Raw genomic sequence first — 26285 nt, 5'->3', positions numbered from 1 at the left:
AAGGCCTTCCAGGAGAGTTCCGTGCTAGTACCGGTGAATTACGGGCTATGCCGTGCGTCACTTCAGCTGCAGGATCGGAGCCAGGCGAAATCTTCTGGCCACCCATCCGAAAAGAAACCGACATCCTCTCGAGCCTTGCTTGAATCGTTTCATGACCTAGGAGATCCATGCCTCCACCCGCCGCTCCTACTCCAGTTCGCTTCGAACACCGCACCGGCGAAAACCCGGTCCTCGGCATCGGCTCAGCGACCCCCCGCCTCTCCTGGCGGATCCCGCAGGCCGACGCGGACTTCGAACAAGCCGCCTACCAGGCGGAACTGGTGCGCGATGGCGCGGTCGCCGAAACCTTCACGGTGGATTCGGCCGACCAGATCTTGGTGCCGTGGCCGGCAACATCCCTGTCTTCACGGGAGCGCGCCCGGGTTCGGGTACGCGTGCACAGCTCGGAGGGTTGGAGTGACTGGAGTGCGTACGCGGGTGTCGAAGCGGGCCTGCTCGCAGCGGAGGACTGGACCGCTCGCTTCGTCAGTCCACCCGTGGTCGACAGCCCGGAGCAACCCGCACCCGTCCTGAGCGGAACCATCCAGGTGCCCGCGGAAGTGGTACGCGCTCGTCTCTACGCCACGGCACACGGCCTCTACACCGCGGAGCTGAACGGGCACCGCGTCGGTGACCAGGAGTTGACCCCAGGCTGGACCAGCTACCAGCACCGGCTGCGCTACCAGACGTACGACGTCACCGATCTCGTAACCCCCGGCGAGAACCGCCTGGACGTGCTGCTCGGCAACGGCTGGTTCCGCGGCCGCCTCGGATTTCACGGGCAGCGGGGTCTCTACGGCGACCGGCTCGCCTTGCTGGCCCAGCTCGAGGTGACCACCGCAGACGGCTTGGTCCACGTCCTGGCCACCGACGGATCGTGGACCGCCCGGGACAGCACCGTCATCGCCGACGACCTGTACGACGGGCAGAGCACCGATCTGCGCCGAGCCCCCGGGCCGGCGCGCCCTGTCGACGTGCTCGACGTCGACCTCGGCCGGCTGGTCGCACCGGACGGACCGCCGATCCGGATCACGGACATCCTGCCGGCCCGCGCTGTCACCACTTCACCCGCAGGCAAGACGCTGGTCGACTTCGGGCAGAATCTGGTCGGCCGGGTCCGGCTCAAAGTCCGCTCCGGCTCCGCCGGCCAACAGGTCGTCGTCCGGCACGCCGAGGTGCTAGAGAAAGGTGAACTCGGCACACGGCCTCTGCGCACCGCGAAGGCCACCGACGCCTGGGTTCTCGCCGGCCCGGACGACGTCGTCCTGGAGCCGACGCTCACCTTCCACGGCTTCCGCTACGTGGAAGTGAGCGGCGTTCCCGACCTCCGGGTAGACGATATTGAGGCGGTCGTCGTGGGCTCCGACCTGGAGCGCACCGGTTGGTTCCAGTCGTCGAACGAACTGCTGGACCGTTTTCATGAGAATGTCGTCTGGGGCATGCGCGGCAACTTCGTCGACGTACCGACGGACTGCCCGCAGCGCGACGAGCGGCTCGGCTGGACCGGCGACATTCAGGTGTTCTCCCCGACCGCGAGTTTCCTGTTCGACAGCGCCGGTTTCCTCACCAGTTGGCTCGCCGACCTGATGGCCGAGCAGTACAAGGACGGATCCGTGCCGTTCGTGGTGCCGGACGTGATTCGGCGGCCGGGCCCGGCCGCCGCGGCCTGGGGCGACGCGGCCACGATCGCCCCCTGGGTGATCTACCAGCGCACCGGCGATCTGGCCTTGCTGGCCCGCCAGCTGCCCAGCATGCGGGCCTGGGTCGACAAGATGGCCGATCTCGCCGGTGACGACCTGCTCTGGGCCGGCGGCTTCCAGTTCGGCGACTGGCTCGACCCGACCGCGCCGCCGGACCAGCCCGCCCACGCCAAGGCGGACCCGGACGTCATCGCCACCGCGCACTTCGCCCGGTCGGCCGAGATCGTGTCGCAGGCCGCCGAGTTGGTCGGCGACATCGACCGGGCCCGCGAGTACGCCGACCTCGCCGGCCGGGTGCGCAAGGCCTTCGCCGCGGAGTACACCACCGCCGGCGGACGGGTGCTCAGCGACGCCGCCACCACGTACGCGCTTGCCCTGCAGTGGGCGCTGCTGCCGACCGAGGACCAGCGGCGCCGCGCCGGGCGCCGGCTGGCCGACTTGGTCCGCGCGTCCGCGTTCAGGATCAGCACGGGGTTCGTCGGCACGCCGCTGATAACCGACGCGCTGACCGACGCGGGCGAGCCTGAACTGGCTTACCGGCTGCTACTGCAGACCGGCTGCCCCTCCTGGCTGTACTCGGTCACGATGGGCGCCACGACGGTTTGGGAGCGCTGGGACAGCATGCTGCCCGACGGCAGCATCAACCCCGGGCAGATGACCTCGTTCAACCACTACGCGCTCGGTGCGGTGGCGGACTGGATGCACCGCCGGGTGGCCGGGCTGGCACCCGCCGCACCGGGCTACCGGGCCATCGAGGTCCGGCCGGTGCCCGGACGCGGACTCACCTCAGCGTCGGCGACGCACCTCACCCCGTACGGAAAGGCCGCCGCCTCCTGGGAACGCGCCGACGGCCGCCTCAGCCTGCGCGTCACCGTCCCGGTCGGCGCGTCCGCGACCGTGCACGTGCCGGGCCGGGCCGACCCGGTCGAGGTCCGGCACGGCGACCACGAGTGGACGGTCGCCGATCCGGTCCGCGACGAACCGCTACCCGCCGACGCGACCATCCGTCAGGTCATGGACCACGAACCCACCTGGGCCGCAGTCGTCATCGCGGCGTACGACTCGGGTGTCGCCGACGAGACCGAACTTGCGGCCCGGCTCGAACGCTACCTCGACGCTCCGACGAGCCAGCTCGTCGACGCCGCCACCGGTCGCGGCTTCACCCCTGGAGCCGACGCCCTGCGGGCGAGGCTGGAATACCTGCTCCTCCCCCACTGAATCCCTGGAGGCATAATGAGAATCCGATCAATACCGCTGGCCGCCCTGGTGGCCGGCGCGTTGACTTTGGCCGGGTGCAGCGCCGGCGATCTCGGTTCCAGTGACAGCGACGGCGAGGGCGGCAAGGTCACGCTGTCGTACTCCGTCGGCAACAGCGATGACGACGTCAAGATGGCCGAGCAGCTCAGCAAGGACTTCACCGCGAAGAACCCGAACATCACGATCAAGGTGGAGACCCGGCCGGAAGGCGGCGAAGGCGACAACTTGGTGAAGACTCGGCTGTCCACCGGCGACATGACGGACTTGTTCGCGTACAACACGGGCTCGCTGTTCCAGGCGATTGCGCCGGAAAAGAATCTGGTGCCGGTGGACGACCAGCCGTGGATCGGGCAGCTCGACGACAACTTCAAGAAGACCGTGTCGGTCGGCGGCAAGGTCTACGGCGCGCCGCTGGGCACCTTCATGGCCGGTGCGATCATGTACAACCGCGCGGTGTACGACAAGGTGGGACTGCAGGTGCCGAAGACCTGGGCGGAGTTCATGGCGAACAACGCGAAGATCAAGGCGGCGGGGATTGATCCGGTCATCCAGACCTACTCGGACACTTGGAGTTCACAGCTGTTCGTGCTGGGGGACTTCCACAACGTGTCGGCGGCCGAGCCGGACTTCGCGGACCGGTACACCAAGAACCAGGCCAAGTACGCCACGTCGCCGGCCGCGGTCAAGGGCTTCCAGCACCAGCAGGAGGCGAAGGACGCCGGCTACTTCAACAAGGACTTCGCCTCGGCAAAGGTCGTTGACGGGTTGAAGATGCTCGCCAACGGTGAAGGCGCGCACTACCCGATCCTGTCCGGCGTCCCGGGCCAACTCGCCGATACCTTCCCGGACAAGCTCAACGACATCGGCATGTTCCCGCTCCCCGGCGACGACGCGGCCAAGAACGGGATGACCGTGTGGACCCCGGGTGGCGTCTACATCCCCACCACGACCGAGGGCGCCAAGCTGGACGCGGCCAAGAAGTTCCAGGCGTTCCTCGCCAGCCCGGACGGGTGCAACTCGCAGAGCACCGCGGCCGCGCCGACCGGCCCATACGCGGTCAAGGCGTGCAAGCTACCGGCCGACGTGCCGCAGGTGGCCAAGGACATCCAGACGTACATCGACAAGCCCGGCGGGTCCAGCCTGGCGCTGGAGTTCCTGTCACCGATCAAGGGTCCGGCACTGGAGCAGATCACCGTCGAGGTGGGCTCCGGCATCCGTGATGCGAAGGCCGGCGCCGGACTCTACGACCAGGACGTGAAGAAGCAGGCCCAGCAGCTCGGGCTCGAGGGCTGGTAGGTCGGGACACCTGATCCGGTCCCGCGCGTCGCGCGGGACCGGATCGACAAGCCTGCGAGGAGGCCGCTCATGGCAACGACAGCGACGACAACGGTCGCGACCGGCACCGGTCGCGGCGGCGCTCCGGCGGCCACGAAGGGCCGGCGGAAGCGCCGGCTCGACCACCAGTATCCGTACTGGTTCTACCTGCCCGCCGCGATCATCTACACGGTGCTGTTCCTGCTGCCCACGTTCGCGTCGTTCTACTTCAGCCTGACCCGGTGGTCGCTGTTCGACACCGAATTCATCGGGCTGGACAACTTCGTGGCGTTCTTCCAGGAGCCGGCCCTGGTCAAGGGCCTGGTCAACACGCTGATCTACGGCGTGATCACCTCCGGGCTCAAGGTGGTGCTCGGGATGCTGCTGGCGGTGCTGCTCACCTCGCGGATCATCGCCCGCGGTTACCTGCGGTCGGTGGTGTTCTTTCCGGTGTTGCTGAGCGGTATCGGCGTCGGCATCATGTTCCAGGTTCTAATGAACCCGGAACGCGGCCTCATCAACGACACTCTCGGCGTGTTCGGCATCGACGGTCCAGGCTGGCTCACCAACCCGAGCCTGGCGCTGTACTCGGTCGCCCTGATCGACGTGTGGAAGGGCGTCGGCCTGGCCACGCTGATCTACATCGCGGGCATCGTCTCCATCCCCCGTGAGTACTTCGAGGCGGCCAAGGTCGACGGCGCCAGTTCCACCGCCAGCTTCTTCAACATCGTGCTGCCGTTGGCCAAACCGGCGACCGTCACGGTGATCATCTTGTCGCTGATCGGTGGTCTGCGCTCGTTCGACCTTATCTGGGCGACCACCCGCGGCGGGCCGGGTTTCAGCTCCGACGTCATCGCCTCGGTCATCTACAAGCAGTACCAGGCCGGCTTCTACGGCCTGTCCACCGCGGGCAACGTGATCCTCTTCATCCTGGTCACCGCGATCGTGGTGCCACTGTTCTGGTTCCTGTCGCGTAAGGAGGTCGAGCTGTGAGCGCCGACGCTGCCGCCGCACACCCGCGCCGACGGCCGCGGAGAAACTTCACCCTGAGCGTGATCGCCATCGTGGTGTCCTTCGTGATCTTCGTGGTGCCGTTCCTGTTCATGGCCGTGATGGCTCTGAAGGACCGGCAGGAGGCCAGCGAGCTGAGCTTCTCCTGGCCGGCGCAACTGCGGTTCGTGCAGAACTTCCAGGAAGTCATCGAGTCACGCGACTACATGCTGATCATCGCGTTCATCAACAGCGCGATTCTCACAGTCGCCAGCGTGGCGATCATGGTGGTGCTCTCGGCGATGGTCGCCTACATCCTGCAGCGCCGCAGGAACCGCTGGACCGGCTTCATTAACTTCCTGGTGCTGGCCGGGCTGATCATCCCGCCGGCGGTGGTGCCGACGATCTGGGTGCTCGAGGGCCTCGGTCTGTTCCGCTCCATGTTGGGGTTGATCCTCGTCGAGGTGGCGTTCGGCATCTCGTTCAGCATCCTGCTGTTCCGGGCGTTCATCGCCACCATTCCCCGGGACATCGACGAGGCCGCCACCATCGACGGCGCCAGCCCGATGCGGCTGTTCTTCCGGGTCATTTTCCCGCTGCTGCGCTCGGTGGCGATCACAGTGATCGTGGTGCAGGCGGTGGCTGTCTTCAACGACTTCCAGACACCGCTGTACTTCCTGCCCGGCGAACCTACCGTGCAGCTGACCGTCTACAACTTCTCCAGCCAGTTCAGCAGCCAGTACAACCTGTTGTTCATGGACATCCTGCTGATCACGATCCCGCCGCTGATCATGTTCCTGTTCTTCAACCGGCAGATCGTCGAAGGCCTGACCGCCGGCGGCGTCAAAGGCTGATAATGCAGCAGCGGAGCCGCGGTATGGCCCCGCTGCCGGCGGGGGTGCCGCGCAGAACATGACCACGACCGTCAGCTCTGCGCCCACTCCTCGCGCGTTGCGCGAGGCTACCGCAGCCACCTTTACCGCGTTCACTTGTTCAGGGGTAGCCTTCGCGAGTTTGATTTCGCGCATTCCGCAGCTCCGGGACCAATTGCATCTGGATCCGTCGACGTTGGGTCTCGTGCTCCTGTGCTTGACACTGGCAGTGTGGGGGTCAGGGGAGTGGCGTAGCCGCTGGCGGGGATGCCGAGTCGACCTTCGCTGCATGTCTAGTGCCGTCAGTCGTCGAATCTATCCTGCGCGAGTCAAGGGATCTTTACTCAACGGCGCGCCCCCTCTACTCGGTGATTCCTAGAATGATTAGTGGCTGTAATAGGTCTCCGAGATCAGCCCGACGCTTGCGCTCAAAGCCGAATCCCCAGATGTCGGTCAGGAAGGTCCCGCACCCCTTCGGGTGTTCAGAGGGCACCAGCCGAAGCCCGGTGAAGGCGGCCATCGTGCTTATTGCGAGGCGAGAAACACTCTGCCGTAGCCGAGCGGTCGCGGATCCAGCGTCGATGAGCGGTCCGGATGCAACAGTGTCCAACCGGTGATGTTGGCGTAACTGCCGGCGGCCAGCCCTGGGCGCGGGATCAGGTCCTGGAACAGCATCAGGCCGACCCCCGCGACGGCGGCGAAAGACCAGGCGTTGAGCACCTGCAGCCCAAGCACGGTACCTGGCCGCAGCGAAGGCAGTGGCCGCGTAATAGACGACTCCGGCCACGCAGCCGGAAGGGAGCAGCCGTGTGCCGGGAACACGGGGTGCCGGGCTCGGCGCTGTACGCCGTTAGGGTCAGCCCGGGATCGGCTGGCATCGGCATGGCCTCGAACCCGACATCGAGGCGCCCGACGACCGGGTGGTCAGAGCGCTTGAGGCCGGTTTGGTGCAGCCGTACCTCTTGGGCGGCCCACCGGTCGCGGAAGCCGTCGCTACGGGTGGCAAGCTCGCCGACCAGGTGGAACCGGAGGCGCGCGCCAGGTTGCCGCGCTCGAGGCGGGTGTCGTAGTCGGGGCCCGCCCCGGCGATCCGCCGGACGGAGCCCGGCAACTCAGAGTTACTGGCCAGACCGAGAATCGTCGGCGCGGATTATGTATGGGCTGCAAAAGGGTCACAGACCCGGTCCGGCGGCTGCCGCCGAAATCGGGCAGGCCAGCCTGCCCAGGCGTGATGCTCGCCCGCCGCGAAGCGCCAACTTGCGAATGTCGTCCCGCTTGTCCACAACACCGAAACCACGACCCGGTAGACGGTCGAAGCAGCGAGCCGCAGTCGCCGCAGCGGCCCGGCGGGCCGGCGCGGCGCATCTGATGCTGCGCACCGACCGCGCCGGGTCCGCCGACATCGTCCATACCCGAGAACCCCGTCTATGACGAACCGGCACCGCAGGTGGTAGGCGGGCATCTGCCCCCATGCCTGAAATCCGATCGACGTGGGTGAGGTAGGCGCTGTACGGAGGGCGTTGCTGACTGCAGCGGTCCGGCGCCGAGTTGATGAGGCCGCCGCTGGCGCTATTGACCGGGTTCAGGCTTCGGGGACGGTGATGCCGAAGCTGGCGAAGTCCATCTGGTCCGGGTCCATGGTGTCGCCGATGGTGAGCGCGTCGATGCGGGTGAGCTCGTCGGCGGTCAGTGCGAAGTCGAACACGTCGAAGTTCTCGGCGATGCGGTCGGCGTGCACCGACTTCGGGATCGCGGAGCGGCCCTGCTGGACGTGCCAGCGCAGCATGACCTGCGCCGTGCTCTTGCCGTAGGTGTCACCGATCGCCTTGATGACCGGGTCGGTTAGCGGCGTCTTGGGGTCGCCGCTGTAGTGGCGGAAGGCTCAACTCCGGGGACTCGTCCAGGTGCCGCGCCACGAGGTCGGCTCTGCGCAGGCCGGCAACGCCGGGCGGATCTTGGACGAGGTCATCCGCGACCGCTGATCGCGTCCGGGGCTACCAGACAGCCCACCCGACAGAAGGAGATGACATGCCAGCCCCACGCGCCGCCGTCTGTGCAGCGCTGTTGACAATCGCCGGACTGACCGTTGCCGGATGCGGTGGCCTCGGCGGGCCCGAGGAGACCCGGTCGGGCGCCCCAGCCGCCGTGCAGGCGACGCCCTCGCCGAGCGGTACCGACGCCGCATCTCGCCAGGAGGAACAGATGAAGATCAGCATCGCCATCGGCGACGAGCGCTTTTCGGCCACGGTGTTCGACAGTGCCGCCGGCCGTGACCTCATCGCCCAGCTGCCGCTGACCATCGCCATGACCGATCACGGCTCGGTGGAGAAGACCGGCCCGCTGCCGTCACCGCTGTCCACGGCCGGCCAGCCGGACGGTGCCGACCCCGACGTCGGAGACGTCGGGTACTACGCACCCGGCAACGATTTCGTCCTCTACTACGGCGATCAGTCGTACTTCCCCGGCATCGTGATCATCGGTCGCCTGGAGGGCGACGCCGCCGGCCGCATCGCCGGTCTGGATGGCGCCGTCACCGCGACTGTCGACGTCCACGCCGGTTGACGCCGCCCCCGCTGGTGCTCACCTTTGGCGTGCGGCGCCGAGCAGGGTCGGTGACAGCAGCCAGTCCGCGATGCGCTGGACACTCAGGATTGCTTGGGCGTTGCCGGCTTCGTTGAGGTGTCCGTGGCGGGTTCCGTCCTCGCGGATCATGACGATGTCGACTCCGGCGGCGGCGAGTTCGGCGCCGTACTGCTGGCCGGAGGCGCGCAGGGAGTCGATGTCGGCGTTGAGGATGAAGGTCGGCGGCAGGCCGGTGAGGTCGTGGCCGCCGGGGAAGGCGTACGGCTCCGCCAGGGCGGCGTGTTCCCGCACGTAGTGCAGGTTCATCCTGCGGACAGCTACGGCGCCGACCGCGTCGGGATCCGGCAGCGTCCGGACCTTCGCCGCCAGCTCGGCGGTCATCGGTGGCAGCTCGGCGTGCACGACGGGGTAGACGAGCACCACGGCGCGGGGGAGTGGTTGACCGTTGTCCCGCAGCCGTAGCGAGGCTCCCGCGGTGAGCGCCGCTCCGGCGCTGGCGCCGCCGATGGCCCAGAACGGGACCCGGGTGTCCGACGTCGTCGCCCACCGGAACGCCGCGGTGATTTCCTCGGAGGCGATCGGGTAGTGGGAGCGTTCGGCTCGGTCCACCGGCGTCTTGTCTCCGCTCCATTCCGGGACGGGTGCGAGCCGGTAATCCACGGCGACGACCGCGATGCCGCGTTCGACGAACTGGCGAGCGACCCAGTCGCTTTCCGGCATGTCGATGTCGCCGCCGTAGAAGGCGCCGCCGTGCGCCCAGACAAGACCGCCGCCGGCATCGCCGTCAGGTACGTAGACACGGACACCGATGGGGCCGTGCGGGCCCTCGATCTGTCGGTCCTCGATCGTGATGGGGATGGCGCGCCTCCAAGGACGTCGATGCCGGCCAAGTCCGGGCCGCGCGGCGGTTGACGCTTCGCTCTTCGATCAGATGCCGCTGCGGGCGGGCGGAGCTGCGGTGGTGCGGCGGGTGACCAGGGTGGGGGAGAGTTTTACCTGGGCGGTGGGCCTGGCGCGGTCGGCGATGCGGTCCAGCAGCAGCCGGGCGGCGTTGACGCCCATCTGGTGGCCGGCCTGGTCGACCGTGGTCAGGGAGATCGGCCCGAAGGCGGCGAAGGTGGTGTTGTCGTAGCCGGCCAGGGAGATGTCCTGCGGCGCAGAGAGGCCGGCTTCGGTGAAGGCGTCGAGGACGCCCATGGCCACGATGTCGGCGCCGGCGAAGATCGCGGTGGGGCGGACGTCTCGGGACAGCAGGTGCTGGGCGCCGCGGTAGCCGCCTTGCGGGGTGTAGGTGGTTGAGACGACGTCGATGCCGTCGGCCAGGTCGTGGGCGTTCATGGCGTGGCGGTAGCCGTCGGCGCGCTGGGCGTTGGGCATCTCGACGAGGCGTACCGGGTCCTTCTCGAGGTGTTCGATGTGGGCGATGTGGCGGTGCCCGAGTTCGGCGAGGTGAGCGACGATCAGGCCGGCGCCGGCGAAGTCGTCGTCGGTCACGGTGTCGTAGTCGGCGGAGTGGCCGTGCCGGCCGACCACGACGGTCGGCACGGTACGCGCGACGGTCTGCAGGCGCCGGCGGGAGGAGATCGGGGCGATGAGGATGACGCCGTCCATGCTGCGGTCGATCATGGCGTCGGTCAGGCGTGTCTCGCCGGGCTCGTCGTTGCAGCTCTGGGCCAGCAGGAGCTGGTAGTCGCTGCCGTCCAGATGCCCGGTCACGCCGTCGATGACGTCGGCGAAGAAGGGGTTGCGGATCTCGGGCAGCATCACGCCGATGGTGTACGTCTTGCCCCGTAGACCCCGGGCCGCCGCTGACGGGCGGTAGTTCAGTTCCTCCATGGCCGCGCGGACTCTCGTCTGCATCTGCGGGCTCGCCCCGTAGGCGTTGCGGAGCACCTTGGACACCGCCGTGGTCGATACGCCGGCATGCCGAGCCACGTCAACGATGGTCACGCGTCGCACGGCGCTCGGCTGTTCCGGCACTCAGGCTCCTCACGTGGGAAACGTTGCCCGCATTGGGCCGTAAGGGATCGTGGAAATCTTCCGCCGCAGCTCCGGTGGTAGTCAAGGAGCCTCTTGACGTGCTTGGTACCGGCTCGTAGTGTCGGCGAAACATTTGGAGAACGTTACCCACGCCATTCCGGCTGTCCGGTCGACGGCAACTTCACTTCTCCCCATTCGTGCCGACCCGATCCGCATGACCTTGATGAAACGATTCAACATAGGTGGGGCTGCTGTGACAGTTGACGTCAAGACCCGCCCGCCCGACCAGGCCGCCGCCGCGCCCCGGGCCACCCGGCGCCGGGCTACCGCACCGTGGTGGCTCACCCTGCCTGCGCCGCTGCTGTTCGCCTTCGTCGTCCTGGTCCCCAGCGCCCGGGGCGTCTACTACGCCTTCACCGACTGGGAAGGCCTCGACCCGGACTTCGCGGTGCCCGGCAACGGCAACCCCGGCGCCACCTACATCCTGGCCAAGCCCGGCTACCTGCTCGACCTGTCCGACCAGCCCTGGGCCGCGAAACTGCCGCCCGCCTTCCAACAGGTCGCCCAGTACGACGGCAAGACCTGCAACGCGCGGTTCGGGCTCAACGGCATCGGCGCGGTCTACAACGACGCCGCCCTGAAGAAGTCCGGCCTGACCGCCCCCACCACCTGGACGCAACTTCTGAAGTTCTGCGCAGACGCCACCGGCAAGGGCACGCCGGCCTTCGCCCTCGGCATCCAGGACAACTGGGTCACCCAGCTGGTGCTGTACGCGCTGGCCGCCGACGTCGTCTTCGGCGCCGACAAGGACTTCAACACCAAGCAGGCGTCCGGCCAGGCCACGTTCGCCGGCTCGCAGTGGACGACGGCGATGGCCAAGTACCAGGAGATGACCACGGCCGGCTGCTTCCAGAAGAACCCCCTCGGCACCAACTACGAGGCCAGCCAGACCCTCGCCGCCACCGGCAAGACACTCGGCATCGTCCAGGGCAACTGGATCATCGGGCTGCTCAAGGGCAAGAACCCGCAGGGCACGTTCACCATGAAAGCGCTGCCGGCCACCGACGACCCGGCCACGTTCCTCATGCCCGCCGCCGCCGGAGCCGGCTACGCCGTCAACGCCAAGGCCAAGAATAAGGACCTGGCGCTGAAGTTCATCACCTACGCCATGTCGCCGGCGGGCATGAAGGTGTTCAACGAGAAGCAGGGCAGCCTGCCGACTCTGCCCGACGCCGGCACCACCGTCGATCCCGGCCTGGCCGAACTGAGCACCTTCGTCAAGGACAACCGGACCGTGCCGTTCATGGACCAGCTGTGGCCCAACGCCAAGGTCCAGCAGACCATGCTCAGCGGCCTGCAGGAGGTCTTCAGCAACCAGGCCAAGCCCGACGAGGTCCTCAAGGACATGGACACCGAGTACGCCAAGGGCGAGTGAGCCACCGCGCGGCCTCCGCACCGACCGGGGCGGAGGTCGCGCGGCCTCTTCGAGAGGGGCACCAGTGACCGACTTTCCCGACGGGTTCCTGTGGGGCAGCGCCACCGCCGCCGCCACGTTCAGCCACTACAGCGCCCGGGTCGCCGCCGAAGACCTCATGCCGTACGTGTGCACCATCAACGAACCGCAGATGATCGCCCTGCACGGCTACCTCGAGGGCTACCACCCGCCCGGCATCACCAACCCGGTGCTGTGGAAAAGAGCGGGGGAGGCGCTGCTGGCCGCGCACCTGCACTGCGTCAAGACACTCGGCGACGACACCGAACGCGTCGACTACCTGCGCAGTCATCTCGCCGCCCTGGCCCGGACCCGGTCCGAAGGCGTCGACGTGCGCGGCTACCTGCACTGGTCCGCCTTCGACAACTTCGAATGGAGCGAAGGCTACCGGCCGAAATTCGGCCTCATCGCCGTCGACGACGACTTCGTCCGGCACCCCAAGCCCAGCGCCCACGCCTTCGCCCGGGTCGCCCGCTCCGGCCGACTCGACACCCTTTCTCCCGTCCGCTGAAAGGAAAGCACGTGCATCGAACAATCGCTGTCGCCGCGATCGTGGCCCTCGGCCTCGCCGCGTCCCCGGCCGCCGCCACCGCAACACCCGTCCGCTCCTGGCAGTCCTACGTCCTCGGCCCCCACGCCGACCAGGTCACCCCGACCCGCGCCGAGTCACGCGGCACGGTGTCCCACGCCGGATCGCTGGTGCACCCGCACGGCAGGCCGACGACCCTGACCACGACCGCCGGGCAGACCCCGGCCTCGGTCGTGCTCGACTTCGGCAAGGACATCGCCGGCACCCCGTACCTGGACATCACCAAGGTCAGCGGAACCGCCACGCTCAACCTGGTCACCGGTGAAGCCCGGCAATACCTGCGCCAACCGGCCGCGACGACACTCGCCACCCCGGCCGCCGCCGGCGCGCGGCAGGTCACCCTCGCCTCGGCCACCGGCCTCGAGGTCGGCAACACGATCACCCTCGGTGGGCAGACCCGCATCATCGTCGGCTTCGACACCACTACCCGCATCGTCGACCTCGACCGGCCGTTGACCTCCGATGTCGCTGCGGCCGTCGCGGTCGCCAGCTCACCCGGTGCTCCCGCATCCGACGAGTCCCGTGGGCTGGCCGGAGTCGGCGGACCCGACAATCTGCAGGTCACCGCGCCGGGCCGGGTCGCGGGCGGGTTCCACGGCGGGTTCCGGTTCATCCTGCTCACCCTGACCACGCCGGGCACCGTGCAGCTGTCCGGCCTCGGCGTCGACTTCCAGGCCTACCGGGCCACCGCGCGTGACTACCGTGGCTGGTTCCTGTCCAGCGACGACCAGCTCAACCGGATGTGGTACTCAGGCGCGTACACGCTGCAGCTCAACATGAAACCGGCCGGGCTCAACGGTCTGCCGGACGCGCGTATCTACGACGGCGCCAAGCGCGACCGCAGCATCTGGACCGGCGACCTGCTTGTGCAGGGACCCACCATCATCAACACCCTCGGCGACGTCGGCGCCGACTACCTGCGCTCCTCACTGGACGCGCTGTTCGCCACCCAGCGCGCCGACGGGGCCCTGCCCGGCTCACCCGATTTCGCCAAGCGCACCTCACCGGCCGGATCGCCGCTGTTCTACTCCAACAACTACTCCGGGTACGGTGCCCGCGCGGCCATCGACTACTTCCGCTACACCGGCGACCGGGCGTACATCCTCGGCCTGCTGCCGAATCTGCGCCGTGAACTCGCCTACAACGCCACGTTCCTGACCGCCGACAACCTGGTGGCCTCCAACGACCGCGACTACTGGCAGGCCACCCAGACCGGCGCAGTCACCAAATACAGCATCGACTACTACATCCTGCTGCGCGAGATGGCCTGGCTCGAACGCACCGCCGGCTCGGCCCCCGACGCGGCCGGCTACGACGCCACCGCCGACGCCATCAAGACCGCGGTCAACGCCAGGCTCTGGAATCCCACCCTTGGCGCGTACGGGCAGAGCACCGACCACCCCGACGTGCTCGTCGAGGACGCCAACGCCCTGGCCCTGCAGTACGACTTCGTCCCCGCCGACCGCCGCGCAAGCGTGCTGCGGGCACTGAAGACACTGTGGACGCCGTACGGTGCGATCCTCGGCCCGGGCCTGCAGGATCCGACCGGGCACACCATCGAGCCGTTCGGCAACGGCATGGAGACCGCCGGCCGCTTCGCTGTCGACGACGTCGACGGGGCACTCGCCCTGATGCGCCGCACCTGGGGGCCGATGGTCGATAAGCGGAATCCGCTCTACACCGGCGGGCTGTGGGAGTTCAAGAACAGCACCGGCGGCGTCAACCGCCCCTCTGCCAGCCTGGCCCACGGCTGGGCCGCCTCACCCACCGTCCAGCTGACCCAGCAGATCCTCGGCGTCCAGCCCATCGGCGCTGGCTACGCGACCTGGACCATCCAGCCCCGCCCCGGACGCCTGACCTGGGCCCAGGGTGTCGTGCCCACCAAGTACGGCGACATCAGCGCTCGCTGGACCTCGAACAACCACCGCTTCAACCTGCACGTCGCCACACCGAAGAACACCAGCGGCACCGTGGCCGTACCCGCCGGCAAGCGCAGCATCGTGCTCGTCGACGGCCGCCCCGTACGCCCGCAGATCACCAACGGCTACGCCCAGCTGAACCTACGCGGCGGCAGCCACACGATCACCGTCTGGCACTAGGAGAACCGAGGGGCGGCGATGCCGCCCCTCAGCTTCCCCGGCACCAGACCATCCCCGCTTCGCGAAGGAGATCTCAGCGTGAACACACCCATGACCCGCAGAACACTGATCGGCAGCTCGCTGGCCGTAGCCGCCGGCATGAGCATGCCGCTGCCGGCCCAGGCACACGACCGCCGGCGAACCGACGAGGCGGTCACCCGCTACGGCAAGGTCCGCGGCCGACGCGAGGACGGCATCGTCAAGTTCCTCGGGGTTTCCTACGCGACGCCCCCGCTCGGCAGGCTCCGGTTCAAAGCCCCGAAACCGCCGCAGCGGTGGTCCGGCGTACGTGACGCGGTCAGCTTCCCGAATCCTGCGTACCAGGCAGTGGGCGGCGAGATGGGCCCCACCGGCAACGGCAGAATGCCGGCACCATCCGAGGACTGCCTGTACCTCAACATCTGGACGCCCGCCGCCGACCATCGGCGCCGGCCGGTGATGTTCTACAACCACGGCGGCGGCTACATGATCGGCTCCGGGTCCGCCACCGGCCAGGACGGCACCCACTTGGCCCAGCTCTACGACGTGGTCGTGGTCGAGTCCAACCACCGCCTCGGCCTGCTGGGCTACCTGTTCCTGGGCGATCTTGCCCGCGGTGACTACGCCGCCAATGCCGGGATGCTGGACATCCTCGCGGCCCTGCGCTGGACCAGCGAGAACATCGAGAACTTCGGTGGCGACCCGGACAACATCATGGTCTGGGGTGAAAGCGGTGGCGGCGCCAAGACGGCCGCCGTTTACACCATGCCCTCGGCCGCACGCTTGTTCCACAAGGCATCCATCGAAAGCGCCGCACCGCTGCGTTTCCCCACCCGCGACGGTGCCACCGCCCGCGCCGATCGCACGCTGGAACTGCTGGGCCTCACCAAGGCAGACATCCACCGGTTGCATGACATCCCGGCCGCCCGGCTCCTCGAGATCCAGCAGTCCGAGGCTGCCAACGGCGTCGCACCCTGGGGTGATCCCGGCCCGCTGCCCGGCTTCGGCGCCTTCGTCGACGGCCACATCATCCCGCGGCACCCCTTCGCCGACGGCGCCGCACCCTGGTCGGCGAACAAGCCGCTAATGGTCGGCACCTGCCGCGACGAAACGGTGTTCTTCAGCCTCTTCGGCCCACCCGACATCTTCCGCATCGACGACGCCGGCCTGCGCAACGCCCTGAGCAGCACCTACCAGGACGCTGAGCTCGACCGGATCATCGCGACGTTCCGCCGGTCGCGGCCCGGCGCCACCCCCGCACAGCTCTACTTCGCCATCACCACCTCACCGATCTGGCGCGACGCGATCAAGATCGCCGAGTCCAAGGCGGCGCAGCACGCCGCACCCGTGTTCATGTACCAGCTCGCCTACCCCGACCCGACGGTCGTGCCCGGCACGACCTTCCCGCTCGGCTCGCCGCACGCCTCCGACATCCCGCTCAAGTTCGCCAACACCCCCAGTGACGCCCGGCCGGGTCAGCGGGCAACCGCGCGGCACATGAGCGCGCTGTGGGCGGGCTTCGCCCGTCATGGCCGTCCGACCGCGCCCAGCGTGCCGCGCTGGCCCGCCTACACCCCGAAGGACCGAGCCACGATGTGGATCGACGCCGACAGCAGAATCGTGAGGGACCCGGACCGGAGCGAGCGGCTCTTCTGGAACAACCTGTCCTGAACAGGAGTGAGTGTGGGGCAGCACCTCGTTGCCCCACACCGACCGCTGCCGCCCACATCACGGAACGACCGACAGGAACTGGCCACATGCGCAGGATTGGCCTGGGCACCGCGCCGCTGGCGTTCAAGAACATCACCACGCAGCAGGCTGTCGCGACCGTGCACACCGCATTGGACTGCGGTGTCTCGCTGATCGACACCGCCTTGGCGTACACCCGGGCCGGAACCGATTCTGTCGTGCATGTTGCCGATGACATGGATCTGGGCGGTAGCCAGGGTATGGGACACCTAGGCTAAACGTGGCCTTCATATCCCGGTTCTTTCCGGCGATGCTGGTATTCACGCCAGCAAAGTGGGGAGGTCGACATGGACGACAAAGCGCTCGGCGAGTTCCTCCGCCACCGGCGGGGGCGTTTACGGCCCGAGGACGTCGGCCTGCCCGGTGGTGGCCGGCGCCGCACCCCGGGTCTGCGCCGGGAAGAAGTTGCGAGCCTCGCGGCGCTGTCGCCGGATTACTACTCCCGGCTGGAGCAGGGCCGGGTACGCACCCCGTCCCCGGCGGCGCTGGCCAGTCTGGCCCGGGCTATCCGGCTCACCGGCGACGAGCAGGACTACCTGTTCCGCCTCGCCGGGCAGCAGCCGCCGGAGCCGCGCTCACCCCTGGCCCACGTCGACCCGGCGATGATGTACCTGCTGGACGCGCTCGAGCACACACCGGCCCAGGTGGCCGACGATCTGCTCACGGTCGTCGCCCAGAATCGCGCCGCGGAGAACCTGCTGGGTGTCTGGACCGGGTTGCCCGGCTACCAGTCCAACGTCACTTGGCGCTGGTTCGCCGACCCGGCCTCACGCGACAGCAACGACCCCGCCGAGCACGAGCGCATCGGCCGGGCCTACGCAGCCGATCTGCGTGCCGGTGTCGCGCAGCGCTCGGCGGGTGACCGGTTCGCTCAAGGACTGGTCGCCGACCTGCTCGACCGCAGCGCCGAGTTCGGTGAGCTGTGGTCACAGCATCAGGTGGCGGCGCTAACCTCGGCGCCCAAACTCATCCGGCATCCGTTGGTCGGCCAACTCGACCTGCAATGCGACGTCGTGCTGAGCCCGGCCACCGGTCATCGCCTCGTTCTCTTCCGGCCACGCCCCGGATCGAACGCCCACGAGCAGATCGCATTCCTCGACGTGCTGGGGAATCAGAAGTTCGCCTGAATCCCACTGCCTTTCATCCATCACTGCGAAACGCGGACATCTCCGTGTGCCCAAATCCGTCAGTAGAAAGAGTCCCATGAACATCAGCGGAAACACCATCTTCATCCCCGGCGCGACCTCCGGCATCGGCCTCGGCCTCGCCCTGCGCCTGCAGGCCAAGGGCAACACCGTCATCGTCGGCGGCCGGCGCACCGAACTACTGCGGCAGATCGCCGCGGAGCACCCCGGCCTCGACACGATCGCCATCGACACCACCGACCCGGCATCGATCACCGCTGCCCGCGACGAGCTCGCCACCCGCTACCCGGCCCTGGACACCCTGATCACCATGGCCGGCATCATGGAGCCCGAGGACCTCCGCGACCCGGCGTCGCTGGACGTCGCCGAACGCACCGTCGAGGTCAACCTGCTCGGCCCGATCCGGCTGATCAACGCGTTCCTGCCCGGCCTGGTCGCCCAGCCGTCCGCGACCGTCATGACCGTCAGCTCGGGCCTGGCCTACGTGCCGCTGCCGGCCACGCCGACCTACAACGCCACCAAGGCCGCGATCCACTCCTTCACCGAGAGCCTGCGGGTGCAACTGCACAAGAGCGACGTGCAGGTGATCGAGCTGGTCCCGCCGGCCACCCGCACCACGCTGATGAACCAGCAGAACTCCGACGTGGCGATGCCCCTGGAGGATTACCTCGACGAGGTGATGAGCCTGCTCGAGACCGACCCGAAGGCCGAGCAGATCCTGGTCGAGCGCGTCAAATGGCAGCGCAACGCCGAGGCCGAGCGGCGCTACGCCGACGTCCTGGGCGTGCTCAGCGGCCGATACCGATCCTGACCACCGGCCGCGGCCGGGTTCGCACCCGGCCGCCGCATCCCCCTCCGGCGAACGGCCCCCAATAGAAACCACCGTCACGGTGCCCAGCGGGCACCGCATCGCCCGGCTCGGCTTCGGCACCCACCAAATCGCCCCGCGAGACACTGAGCGGCTCGTCACCGAAGCGTTGCGCGCCGGCTACCGGCACATCGACACCGCCCGCTACAACCGCAACGAAGAGGGTGTGGGCGCTGCCGTCCAGGCCTGCGGCTTGACCCGCGACGACATCTGGATCCCCAGCAAGCTCCCCATCGGCGCGGACGACGCCGGCGACGTATGCAGGGCCGTCGGCGAGCTCGGCGCCCACGTCGATCTCTGCCTCGTCCACTGGCCGATGCCGCGGCGTGGGCGCTACCCACGCACGTGGCAGGCGCTGCAAGCCGCACGTTCCGACGGACGGCTCTCCGAGATCGGCGTGTCCAACTTCCACCAGGCTCAGCTCGATCGCATCATCGCCGACGGCGGCCCCCACCGGCGGTGAACCAGATCGAGGTCCACCCACACTTCACCAACGACACCCTGCGGCACTACTGCACCGAGCGGGGAATCGCCGTGGCGGCCTGGTCGCCACTCGGCGCCGGATCCGTCCCGCATGACCCTGCCGTCGCATCGGTGGCCCGAGAACTAAGCCGCACCCAAGCCCAGATCATCCTGCGCTGGCACCTGCAACGCGACGACATCGCCCTGCCGAAGGCGAGCTCACCGCAGCGCATCGCGCAGAACGCCGCGGTGTTCGATTTCACCCTGGACTCCCGCCAGATGGCGGGAGTCCAGCTAGACCGGCCGCACCGGCCCGCACCCGGAACGCCTCTGACCCGAAAGGCCACCATGCGATGAACGGCGCCGCGATCTCCTGTGCGCCGGTGGGCAGTTCCCGCCGTACCCGGCGAACATCTCCAACCGCCACCACGCGTGAGCCGGCGACGGCGACGGCCCCCGCGACCGGCTGGTCCGGGTCCTGCGTGCGGATTGTGCCGACCAGGAGTAGAGCGTTCACGAGACCGCCGCGACGCCGTCGGCGCGCGGATCGGAGGCCGCGGTGAGCATCCCGGCGGACAGGCGGGCGACCTGGACGTGCCCGGCGTCGTCGTGCGGGCCGGCGGTGGTGGCCACGCCGAGACCGAGGGCGGGCGCGGCCTCGGCGAGTGCGGCGGGGAGACCGGGTTCCAGAACCAGCGTCGGACCGGCGTGACCGAGGTCGCGACTGCCGATCACCCACCGCGGGCGGCTGACCGCGGAGGCCGGATCCGGTGCGGTCAGCGCGTCCTCGGCGACTTGGGCGAGGATCCACGGCTGCGAGCGGCCGCCCTGACAGCCCAGCGCGAGCACGGTGTCGCCGGTGACCGCGAGGGCGGGGCAGAGGGTGTGCGGTGGCCGGGCACCGTGCGTGAACCGGCCGGGGTGACCCGGACCGGGGCTGAACGCCGAACCGCGGTTGTGCAGCACGATGCCGGTCTCCGGCTCGAGCACCCCGGCGCCGAACGTCTGGAACACGCTCTGGATCAGCGAGATCGCGTTGCCCTCACGGTCGACCGAGGTAACGGCCACCGTGTCCCCGGTCGGCCGGGGCCCGGCGGTGACCGGCACGCACTCCCGGTCGGTGCGCAGCATCAGGGCGTCGACGTCGATCGGGCCGATGCGGGGGTCGCCGAGCAGGGCGTCGCGGGCCAGCTGGGCCCGGCGGGCGCCGGCGAGCAGATCGGATGAACCGAGAAGGCCGAGGAACGTCGCTCCCTGGCTGGGCGGGGGAGCAGCCGACCACTCGGCGCCGAACGCCCGCACGGTGAGCGGATCGGTCACCTCGACGCGGTGCGCGGCGAAGTCGGCGGGCGTCAGCGGCAGCCGCTCGGCGAGGCGATGGGCCAGGTGTCCTTTATAGAAGGTGCGCCAGTTCCGGCGGATCGCCGCCAGCGAACCGGCCAGCGCCGGCTGCCGCAACGTGTCGCCCTCGGTCCGGCCGCCGACCACCGCGGTGAGACCGGGGTCGGCCGCGATGACGTCCGCGTGGTTCCGAATCGCCCGCGCCAGGCCGGGGCTCACCGGTGTGCCGCCGGCCGCGAGGCCGATCGCCGGATCCAGCCAGCCGGCCCAGTCCAGGCGTGCCCCGAGCCGGGCGATCGCCGCCCAGCCGGCCACCACGCCGGGCACGGTGATCGGAGACCGGACGGCCCCCGCGGCTCCGATCGACAGGATCGCCCGGGGTGTGCCGCCGAGCGGCCGGACGATGGCCACCAGATCTCCGCCTATCGAGCACTGGTGCGGATAGACCACGGTCAGCGCCGCGGCGGCGGCCAGCGCCGCGTCGAACGCGTTCCCGCCCGCGGCCAGGCCGGCTTCCACGGCGATCGGATGTGGGGCGGCGAGGGCCACCCTGGTCATGCGGCGTCCCGGCGGATCAGTACGGCCCGGGCGAACGAGGCGTCCGCGTCCACCAGCTTGGCGGGAAGGCAGACCAGCTCGTACTCGCCGGCGGGCACCGCGTCGAGGTCGGCGTTCTCCAGGATCAGCACGCCGGCGCCGAGCAGCAGATGGTGGACGTCCCAGGTCTCGGTGCGGGTGTGGCTCTCGATCGTCAGATAGTCGATGCCGAGCAGCTCGACGCCGTCGTCGATCAAGACCAGGGCGGCCTCCGGGGACAGACCCACCCAGCTGGGGGCCCGGTCGGTCGCCTTGAGCGGCCCGCCCGAGTTGGCCGTCTTGAACAGCACCCGGGTGTGCCCGCCGATCCCGGCCGCGGCCAGATCCTCGACCGTGATGTCGCCGGTCACGTGTGTCAGGTCGGCGACGATCGCCGGGCCGATCAGCGAGCGCAGCGACACCCGGTCGATCGGCGTCGCGCCGTCGACGAAGTGCACCGGGGCGTCCACGTGGGTGCCGGTGTGCGCGCCGAGCCGCCAGCGGGTCACGTTCGAGGCGTCACCGCCGGCCAGCGACTCGACGATCTCCACCTCCGGCTTGCGGCCCCAGTGCAGCATCTGCGGATGAATCGGCAGGGTGATGTCGAAGATCTCCATCTGTCTCGCCTCCTAGGGCCGGTGCGCCGGGTTCGGCCACGGCTCGGCGATCGCCGCGGTGACCGCCCGTGCCGTGGTGTTGACGCAGCGTTCAAACTCGGCCTTGCCGTGTTCCGCGTTCGCCTGGCCGACGTCGCGGCCCCAGACGCCGGTCACACTGACCTGGTCCATGCGGTAGTCCCAGAACGAGTCCACGTCGGTGTGCGAGACGATCCGGTCCGACCGGACCAGTCCGGGGCGCAGGTGCAGCATCACCGACGTCTCGAAGTAGTTGGCGTGCATCAGGCCGCGACCGTACGTGACGTGCCCGTCCACCTCGGGGCCGGGATACATAGTCACGTACCCGAGCGCCCGCACCCGCGCATCCGGGTGCCGCACGCGCAGCTTCTCGGCCGAGACGTCCAGCGAGCCGTTGTTCCAGATGTGGCCATTCAGCAGCACGAACTGGCGGACGCCGCTCGCGTGCAGCGAGTTGATGATGTCCTCCATCACCGCGATCAACGTCTCCGGGCGCAGCGCGACGGTGCCGGCGAAGTCGCCGTGCGATCCGGAGACGCCGTACGCGACGGTCGGCACCACCGGCACCCGGGTCACCGCCGACACGGCGTGCGCCACGGCTTCGCAGATCACCGCATCCACCGACAGGGGCAGGTGCGGGCCGTGCTGTTCGATCGCGCCGACTGGGATGATCACCGCGTCACCGACGGTCCGCGCCTGTTCGGTGGTCAGCTCTTCCCACCGGACCGGGTTCTGATTCACCATGCTCGCCTCGTCTTCTCCGGCAACATCGCCAGCGCCGGCATCGCGGCCGGGCCGTCGTCCGTGGTCACCCAGACGGTCGCGTCCGGGCTGTAGTCGCTGATCAGTTCCCGGCACACCCCGCACGGCGCGATGATCCGGAACGTGCCGGCCGGCTTGATCTGCACCGACACCACGCTGTCGACCAGCAGCGGGGCGCCAGCGGGCAGGCCACCGCGGGCCGCGCCGAGGGCGATGCCCTCGGCGCAGATGGAGCTGCGCCGGCAGGACCCCTCGAGGTGGACGCCGGTCCAGACGCTGCCGTCGACGGTGCGCAGCGCGGTCGCGACCTCGTGCCGCCCGGCCACGTACACCTTCGACAGCAGCTCCTCGGCGAGCCGCAGCAGAGCCACGTCGGCGGCGGGCATCGACGCGGGCGGCGCGACCGGGGCCGTCATACCGCCAGGCCGAGAATCTTGGCCATGTTGCCGCCCTCGACGAGCGCGCGGTCCGCCTCGTCCGGGATCGCCTTGGCGATCTTGAGGCGTTCAAGGTCGAAGTCCGACCCCGGCCACTCACTGCCCAGCAGGATCTTGGCCGGGCCGAGCCGGGCGTACGCGCGCCGGACGTCGGCCATCAACGTTGCCGAGGTCTCCAGGAAGATGTGCGGATTGCGCTCGGACACGATGATCGCCTCGGGCACGTTCCACACCGCTCCCATGTGGGCGATGATCGTCGGAACGCCCGGGTGGCCCTTGGCTATCTCCTCGATGGCCAGCGGTGCGCAGAAGGCGTCGTCCAGCGCGTTGATCAGCACCGGCAGGCCCAGTTCGGCGCACTTGACGAAGATCGGGTCGAGCAGGCCGTGGTCGGCGACGTGGTATCCGTGCATGCTCGGGTGCAGCTTGAGCCCGGAGAGACCGGCCGCGGCGAACCGCTCGATCTCGTCCAGCGCGTCGTCCGCCTGCGGCATCACCTGGCCGAAGCCGATCAGCCGGTCCGGATGCGCTGCGACAAGGCCGATGATGAAGTCGTTCTCGATCCGCTGGGCGAGCGAGCAGACCATCGCCTTGTCCACCCCGGCCGCGTCCATCCGGGCCAGGATCCGTTTCGGGTCGAACGGCTGGTAGGGCGGCGGCGCCTCGCCGGGCCGGACGCCGGTGAGGTAGTCGGAGCGGCCGCGGACGTCCTGCGTGGTGTTGTAGGCGTCGATGATCAACGGGATGACCCTTCATGGGCGGCTGGGATGAGCGGGAGGTGGCAGCGGACCGACCGTCCGGGCTGGATCTCGGTCAGGGGCGGCGCGACGGTGCGGCATTCGTCGACCGCGTACCGGCACCGGGTGTGGTACGTGCAGCCCGGCGGTGGGTCGGCTGGGTCGGGCGGCTCGCCGTCGACGACGATGCGCTCGCGGGCCGGCTCGGGGTTCAGCCGGGGCACCGACGACAGCAGCGCCTCGCTGTACGGGTGGGCCGGCGCGACGTAGAAGTCGTCCCGCGCCGCCACCTCGATGATCTGTCCCAGATACATCACGGCGACCCGGTCCGCGACGTGCCGGACGACGCCGAGATCGTGCGAGATGAACAGCATGGTGAGCCCGCGGTCGCGGGTCAGGTCGGCCAGCAGGTTGATCACCTGGGCCTGGATCGAGACGTCCAGCGCGGAGACCGGCTCGTCGGCGACGATGAACCGCGGGCTCGGCGCCAGCGCGCGGGCGATGCCGATGCGCTGGCGCTGCCCGCCGGAGAATTCGTGCGGACGCCGGTCGCCGGCTTCGGTGCCGAGGCCGACCAGCTCCAGCAGTTCCCGAGCCTGCCGCCGGGCGGCCGCCTTGTCCATGCCGCGGGCGCGCAGCAGCGGTTCGGCGACGATGTCCACCACCCGGCGGCGCGGGTTGAGCGACCCGAACGGATCCTGGAACACCATCTGCAGCTCGGCCCGGGTGCTGCGCAGCACCTTGCCGCGCAGTGCGGTGATGTTCAGCCCCCGGTATCGGACCGCGCCGGAGCTCGGTTCGATCACGCGCAGCATCGCCTTGCCCAGAGTGGACTTGCCGCAGCCGGACTCGCCGACCAGGCCGAGGGTTTCGCCTTCGTGGACGGTCAGGCACACGTCGCGGACCGCTCGCAGGCGCGAGGCGAACTCGACGGTGAGATTCTCGACCTCGATCAACGGGTTCACGGGACACGCACCTCGGTCCGGTCCGGCCCGAGCACACAGGCGTCGAGCTGGCCGAGCGCGCCGAACCGGTGGATCAGGGCCGGTTGCTCCGCGGTGCACGCCTCGTGGGCGAACGCGCACCGGGGCGCGAACGCGCATCCGCGCGGCCGCCGCACCCCGGTCAGCGGCGAGCCGGTGATGGCGGGCAGGCGCTCCCGGGACGGGCCCTCGATCTGGGGCACCGAGGCCAGCAGAGCCCGGGTGTACGGGTGCTGCGGCCGGAAAAGTACCTCGCTGCGGGTGCCCTGCTCGACGATCCGGCCGGCGTACATGACCGCGACCCTGTCGGCGACCTCGGCCACCACGCCCAGATCGTGGGTGATCAGCACGATCGTCGTGCCGTGGTCGGTCTGCAACCGCTTGAGCAGCCGCAGCACCTGCGCCTGGATGGTCACGTCGAGGGCGGTCGTCGGCTCGTCGGCGATGAGCATGGCCGGCTCGTTGGCCAGGCCGATGGCGATCATCACGCGCTGCCGCATGCCGCCGGAGAGCTGGTGGGGGTACGCCCTCGCCCGCTGCTCCGGGTTGGCGATGCCCACCTCGCGCAGCAACTCGGCCGCCCGCTGCCAGGCCAGCTTGCGGGACGTTCGCTGATGCGTGCGGATCATCTCGACGATCTGCGCGCCGACCCGCTGCGTCGGGTTGAGCGCGGCCAGTGCATCCTGGAAAACCACGGCGATGTCCCGGCCACGAACCCGGCGCAGCTCCTGTTCACTTGCCGCGATCAGGTTCCGGCCGCGGAACTCGGCGGTGCCGCTGATGTGCGCGCGCGGTCCGCGGTTCAGCCCGACCAGGCTCATCGCCAGCGCCGACTTGCCGGACCCGGACTCGCCGACCACCGCCAGCAGCTCCCCGGCGCGCAGGTCGAGGTCGACGCCGCCGACGGCGGGGAGCCGCCCGGCCGGAACGTCGAAATCGACGCGCAATCCGCGCACCGAGAGCAGTGGTGGCTCAGCGGTCATGACGCCAGCGCCCGCTCGATGACCTCGACGACCGCTCCGGGGTGGACACGCGGGGTGAAGTGACTGCCGGGCACCTCGGAGACGGTGGCGCCCATCCGCTTGGCCATGTCCCGCTGGATCGGCGTGGACAGCGTCTTGTCGTTGGCGGCGATCAGATACCAGCTCGGTATTCCGCGCCAGGCCGGTACGCCGGTCGGGTCGGTGAAGATGGCGTTCGCGCTCGGCCGGGACTCGCTGTCCCAGATCGCGCGCTGCTCGACCGCCACGTCCCAGCCGATCTCGTTCCAGTAGGCCTCGTCGTGCACGGATGCCCACTCGCCGTCAGGCCCGCGCCGCATGAACTTGGAGACCTCGGCCGGCGGGTAACGCTCGACGATCCCGTTGACCGTCTCACCTTCGTCCGGGGCGAACGCCGCGACGTAGACGAGACCGGTGACGTTCGGCTCGTGCCCGGCGTTGGTGATCACCGCTCCGCCGTACGAATGGCCGACCAGCAGCACCGGCCTGTTGATCGCGCGGATCGCCGCGGCCGTGTTCGCGATGTCGTCCCGCATCGATGTCATCGGGTTGGTCACCGCGGTGACGTCGTGCCCGGCGGCTTCCAGCAGCGGGACTACTTCGGTCCAGGTGGCCGGAGTGCCGCCGGCGCCGTGTACCAGCACGATGTTCATGGT

General features: G+C 69.2%; 24 protein-coding genes and 2 pseudogenes. 13 read left to right on the top strand and 13 right to left on the bottom strand.

The genetic code is table 11. The features are described from left to right. The first annotated feature begins 167 nt into the window (after window positions 1-167). From ACZ6TI_RS44775 to ACZ6TI_RS44760, 4 genes are all read left to right on the top strand, one after another. Window positions 168-2957, top strand: a complete 2790-nt coding sequence (locus ACZ6TI_RS44775; RefSeq protein WP_465351393.1) for a glycoside hydrolase family 78 protein — start codon at window positions 168-170, stop codon at window positions 2955-2957. A gap of 15 nt (window positions 2958-2972) precedes the next feature. Further along, window positions 2973-4292, top strand: coding sequence for an ABC transporter substrate-binding protein (locus ACZ6TI_RS44770; RefSeq protein ID WP_465351392.1), 1320 nt, complete (start codon window positions 2973-2975; stop codon window positions 4290-4292). 69 nt (window positions 4293-4361) lie between these two features. Then, window positions 4362-5303, top strand: coding sequence for a carbohydrate ABC transporter permease (locus ACZ6TI_RS44765; RefSeq protein WP_465351391.1), 942 nt, complete (start codon window positions 4362-4364; stop codon window positions 5301-5303). Next, entirely contained in the window at window positions 5300-6154 is an 855-nt protein-coding gene (locus tag ACZ6TI_RS44760) for a carbohydrate ABC transporter permease (RefSeq protein WP_465351390.1), read from the top strand. Before ACZ6TI_RS44765 ends, ACZ6TI_RS44760 begins: the two co-directional genes overlap by 4 nt. A gap of 543 nt (window positions 6155-6697) precedes the next feature. Here the strand turns inward: ACZ6TI_RS44760 and ACZ6TI_RS44755 are convergent. The 3 genes and pseudogenes from ACZ6TI_RS44755 to ACZ6TI_RS44745 all read right to left on the bottom strand — a co-directional run bounded on the left by ACZ6TI_RS44755 (window position 6698) and on the right by ACZ6TI_RS44745 (window position 8003). Beyond that, on the bottom strand, window positions 6698-6907 hold the full coding sequence (locus tag ACZ6TI_RS44755) for a hypothetical protein (protein ID WP_465351389.1): 210 nt from the start codon (window positions 6905-6907) through the stop codon (window positions 6698-6700). Beyond that, window positions 6847-7209: pseudogene (locus ACZ6TI_RS44750) on the bottom strand (MmyB family transcriptional regulator); the annotation flags it as partial. The pseudogene ACZ6TI_RS44750 and the gene ACZ6TI_RS44755, both read right to left, overlap by 61 nt. Window positions 7210-7754: 545 nt before the next feature. Then, a complete protein-coding gene (locus tag ACZ6TI_RS44745; protein ID WP_465351449.1) occupies window positions 7755-8003 on the bottom strand; it encodes an aldo/keto reductase in 249 nt (82 codons plus the stop codon). 314 nt (window positions 8004-8317) lie between these two features. On the opposite strand from ACZ6TI_RS44745, the gene ACZ6TI_RS44740 reads away from it, so the two are divergent. Further along, window positions 8318-8734: a cyclophilin-like fold protein gene (locus ACZ6TI_RS44740; protein ID WP_465351388.1), complete on the top strand. Its 417-nt coding sequence runs from the start codon at window positions 8318-8320 to the stop codon at window positions 8732-8734. 18 nt (window positions 8735-8752) lie between these two features. Here the strand turns inward: ACZ6TI_RS44740 and ACZ6TI_RS44735 are convergent, their stop codons facing one another. Together ACZ6TI_RS44735 and ACZ6TI_RS44730 are read right to left on the bottom strand one after the other, a co-directional pair. After that, entirely contained in the window at window positions 8753-9565 is an 813-nt protein-coding gene (locus tag ACZ6TI_RS44735) for an alpha/beta hydrolase (protein ID WP_465351448.1), read from the bottom strand. 117 nt (window positions 9566-9682) lie between these two features. Further along, entirely contained in the window at window positions 9683-10705 is a 1023-nt protein-coding gene (locus tag ACZ6TI_RS44730) for a LacI family DNA-binding transcriptional regulator (protein ID WP_465351387.1), read from the bottom strand. A gap of 283 nt (window positions 10706-10988) precedes the next feature. Here ACZ6TI_RS44730 and ACZ6TI_RS44725 point away from each other — a divergent pair, with 283 nt between their 5' ends. The 8 genes and pseudogenes from ACZ6TI_RS44725 (at window position 10989) to ACZ6TI_RS44690 (ending at window position 19514) form a co-directional block, all read left to right on the top strand. Continuing rightward, the gene (locus ACZ6TI_RS44725) at window positions 10989-12170 is read left to right on the top strand and encodes an ABC transporter substrate-binding protein (protein WP_465351386.1); all 1182 of its coding nucleotides are present in this window, start codon (window positions 10989-10991) and stop codon (window positions 12168-12170) included. Window positions 12171-12234: 64 nt separating this feature from the next. Continuing rightward, entirely contained in the window at window positions 12235-12738 is a 504-nt protein-coding gene (locus ACZ6TI_RS44720; protein ID WP_465351385.1) for a family 1 glycosylhydrolase, read from the top strand. Between the two features lie 11 nt (window positions 12739-12749). Continuing rightward, complete coding sequence (locus ACZ6TI_RS44715) at window positions 12750-14915, top strand: alpha-L-rhamnosidase C-terminal domain-containing protein (protein WP_465351384.1); 2166 nt, start codon at window positions 12750-12752, stop codon at window positions 14913-14915. Window positions 14916-14993: 78 nt separating this feature from the next. Beyond that, window positions 14994-16604: a carboxylesterase/lipase family protein gene (locus ACZ6TI_RS44710; protein ID WP_465351383.1), complete on the top strand. Its 1611-nt coding sequence runs from the start codon at window positions 14994-14996 to the stop codon at window positions 16602-16604. Window positions 16605-16690: 86 nt separating this feature from the next. Beyond that, window positions 16691-16900, top strand: a complete 210-nt coding sequence (locus tag ACZ6TI_RS44705; RefSeq protein ID WP_465351382.1) for an aldo/keto reductase — start codon at window positions 16691-16693, stop codon at window positions 16898-16900. Between the two features lie 69 nt (window positions 16901-16969). After that, the gene (locus tag ACZ6TI_RS44700; protein WP_465351381.1) at window positions 16970-17809 is read left to right on the top strand and encodes a helix-turn-helix transcriptional regulator; all 840 of its coding nucleotides are present in this window, start codon (window positions 16970-16972) and stop codon (window positions 17807-17809) included. Between the two features lie 76 nt (window positions 17810-17885). Continuing rightward, the gene (locus ACZ6TI_RS44695) at window positions 17886-18638 is read left to right on the top strand and encodes an SDR family oxidoreductase (protein ID WP_465351380.1); all 753 of its coding nucleotides are present in this window, start codon (window positions 17886-17888) and stop codon (window positions 18636-18638) included. Window positions 18639-18717: 79 nt separating this feature from the next. After that, a pseudogene (locus ACZ6TI_RS44690) lies at window positions 18718-19514 on the top strand (aldo/keto reductase). Window positions 19515-19670: 156 nt separating this feature from the next. Here the strand turns inward: ACZ6TI_RS44690 and ACZ6TI_RS44685 are convergent. From ACZ6TI_RS44685 to ACZ6TI_RS44650, 8 genes are read right to left on the bottom strand one after another with little or no spacing between them, the layout of a single operon-like run. Then, window positions 19671-21056: a gamma-glutamyltransferase gene (locus ACZ6TI_RS44685; RefSeq protein WP_465351379.1), complete on the bottom strand. Its 1386-nt coding sequence runs from the start codon at window positions 21054-21056 to the stop codon at window positions 19671-19673. Continuing rightward, window positions 21053-21691: a cyclase family protein gene (locus tag ACZ6TI_RS44680; RefSeq protein ID WP_465351378.1), complete on the bottom strand. Its 639-nt coding sequence runs from the start codon at window positions 21689-21691 to the stop codon at window positions 21053-21055. Before ACZ6TI_RS44680 ends, ACZ6TI_RS44685 begins: the two co-directional genes overlap by 4 nt. Before the next feature lie 12 nt (window positions 21692-21703). Beyond that, the gene (locus tag ACZ6TI_RS44675) at window positions 21704-22453 is read right to left on the bottom strand and encodes a creatininase family protein (protein ID WP_465351377.1); all 750 of its coding nucleotides are present in this window, start codon (window positions 22451-22453) and stop codon (window positions 21704-21706) included. Then, the gene (locus ACZ6TI_RS44670; protein ID WP_465351376.1) at window positions 22447-22887 is read right to left on the bottom strand and encodes a cytidine/deoxycytidylate deaminase family protein; all 441 of its coding nucleotides are present in this window, start codon (window positions 22885-22887) and stop codon (window positions 22447-22449) included. The genes ACZ6TI_RS44675 and ACZ6TI_RS44670 overlap by 7 nt, the downstream gene beginning before the upstream one ends. Beyond that, window positions 22884-23648 carry an amidohydrolase family protein gene (locus tag ACZ6TI_RS44665; RefSeq protein WP_465351375.1) on the bottom strand — a complete coding sequence of 255 codons (765 nt, stop codon included), beginning with the start codon at window positions 23646-23648 and terminating at the stop codon, window positions 22884-22886. Before ACZ6TI_RS44665 ends, ACZ6TI_RS44670 begins: the two co-directional genes overlap by 4 nt. Continuing rightward, a complete protein-coding gene (locus ACZ6TI_RS44660) occupies window positions 23645-24610 on the bottom strand; it encodes an ABC transporter ATP-binding protein (protein ID WP_465351374.1) in 966 nt (321 codons plus the stop codon). The genes ACZ6TI_RS44665 and ACZ6TI_RS44660 overlap by 4 nt, the downstream gene beginning before the upstream one ends. After that, on the bottom strand, window positions 24607-25611 hold the full coding sequence (locus ACZ6TI_RS44655; protein WP_465351373.1) for an ABC transporter ATP-binding protein: 1005 nt from the start codon (window positions 25609-25611) through the stop codon (window positions 24607-24609). The genes ACZ6TI_RS44660 and ACZ6TI_RS44655 overlap by 4 nt, the downstream gene beginning before the upstream one ends. Beyond that, entirely contained in the window at window positions 25608-26282 is a 675-nt protein-coding gene (locus ACZ6TI_RS44650) for an alpha/beta fold hydrolase (protein WP_465351372.1), read from the bottom strand. Before ACZ6TI_RS44650 ends, ACZ6TI_RS44655 begins: the two co-directional genes overlap by 4 nt. Window positions 26283-26285 lie beyond the last annotated feature (3 nt).

It is taken from the genome of Actinoplanes sp. NPDC051388 (assembly GCF_055586225.1).
Note: the sequence above shows the minus strand (reverse complement) of the source record. Positions and strands in the feature narration are given on the sequence as shown.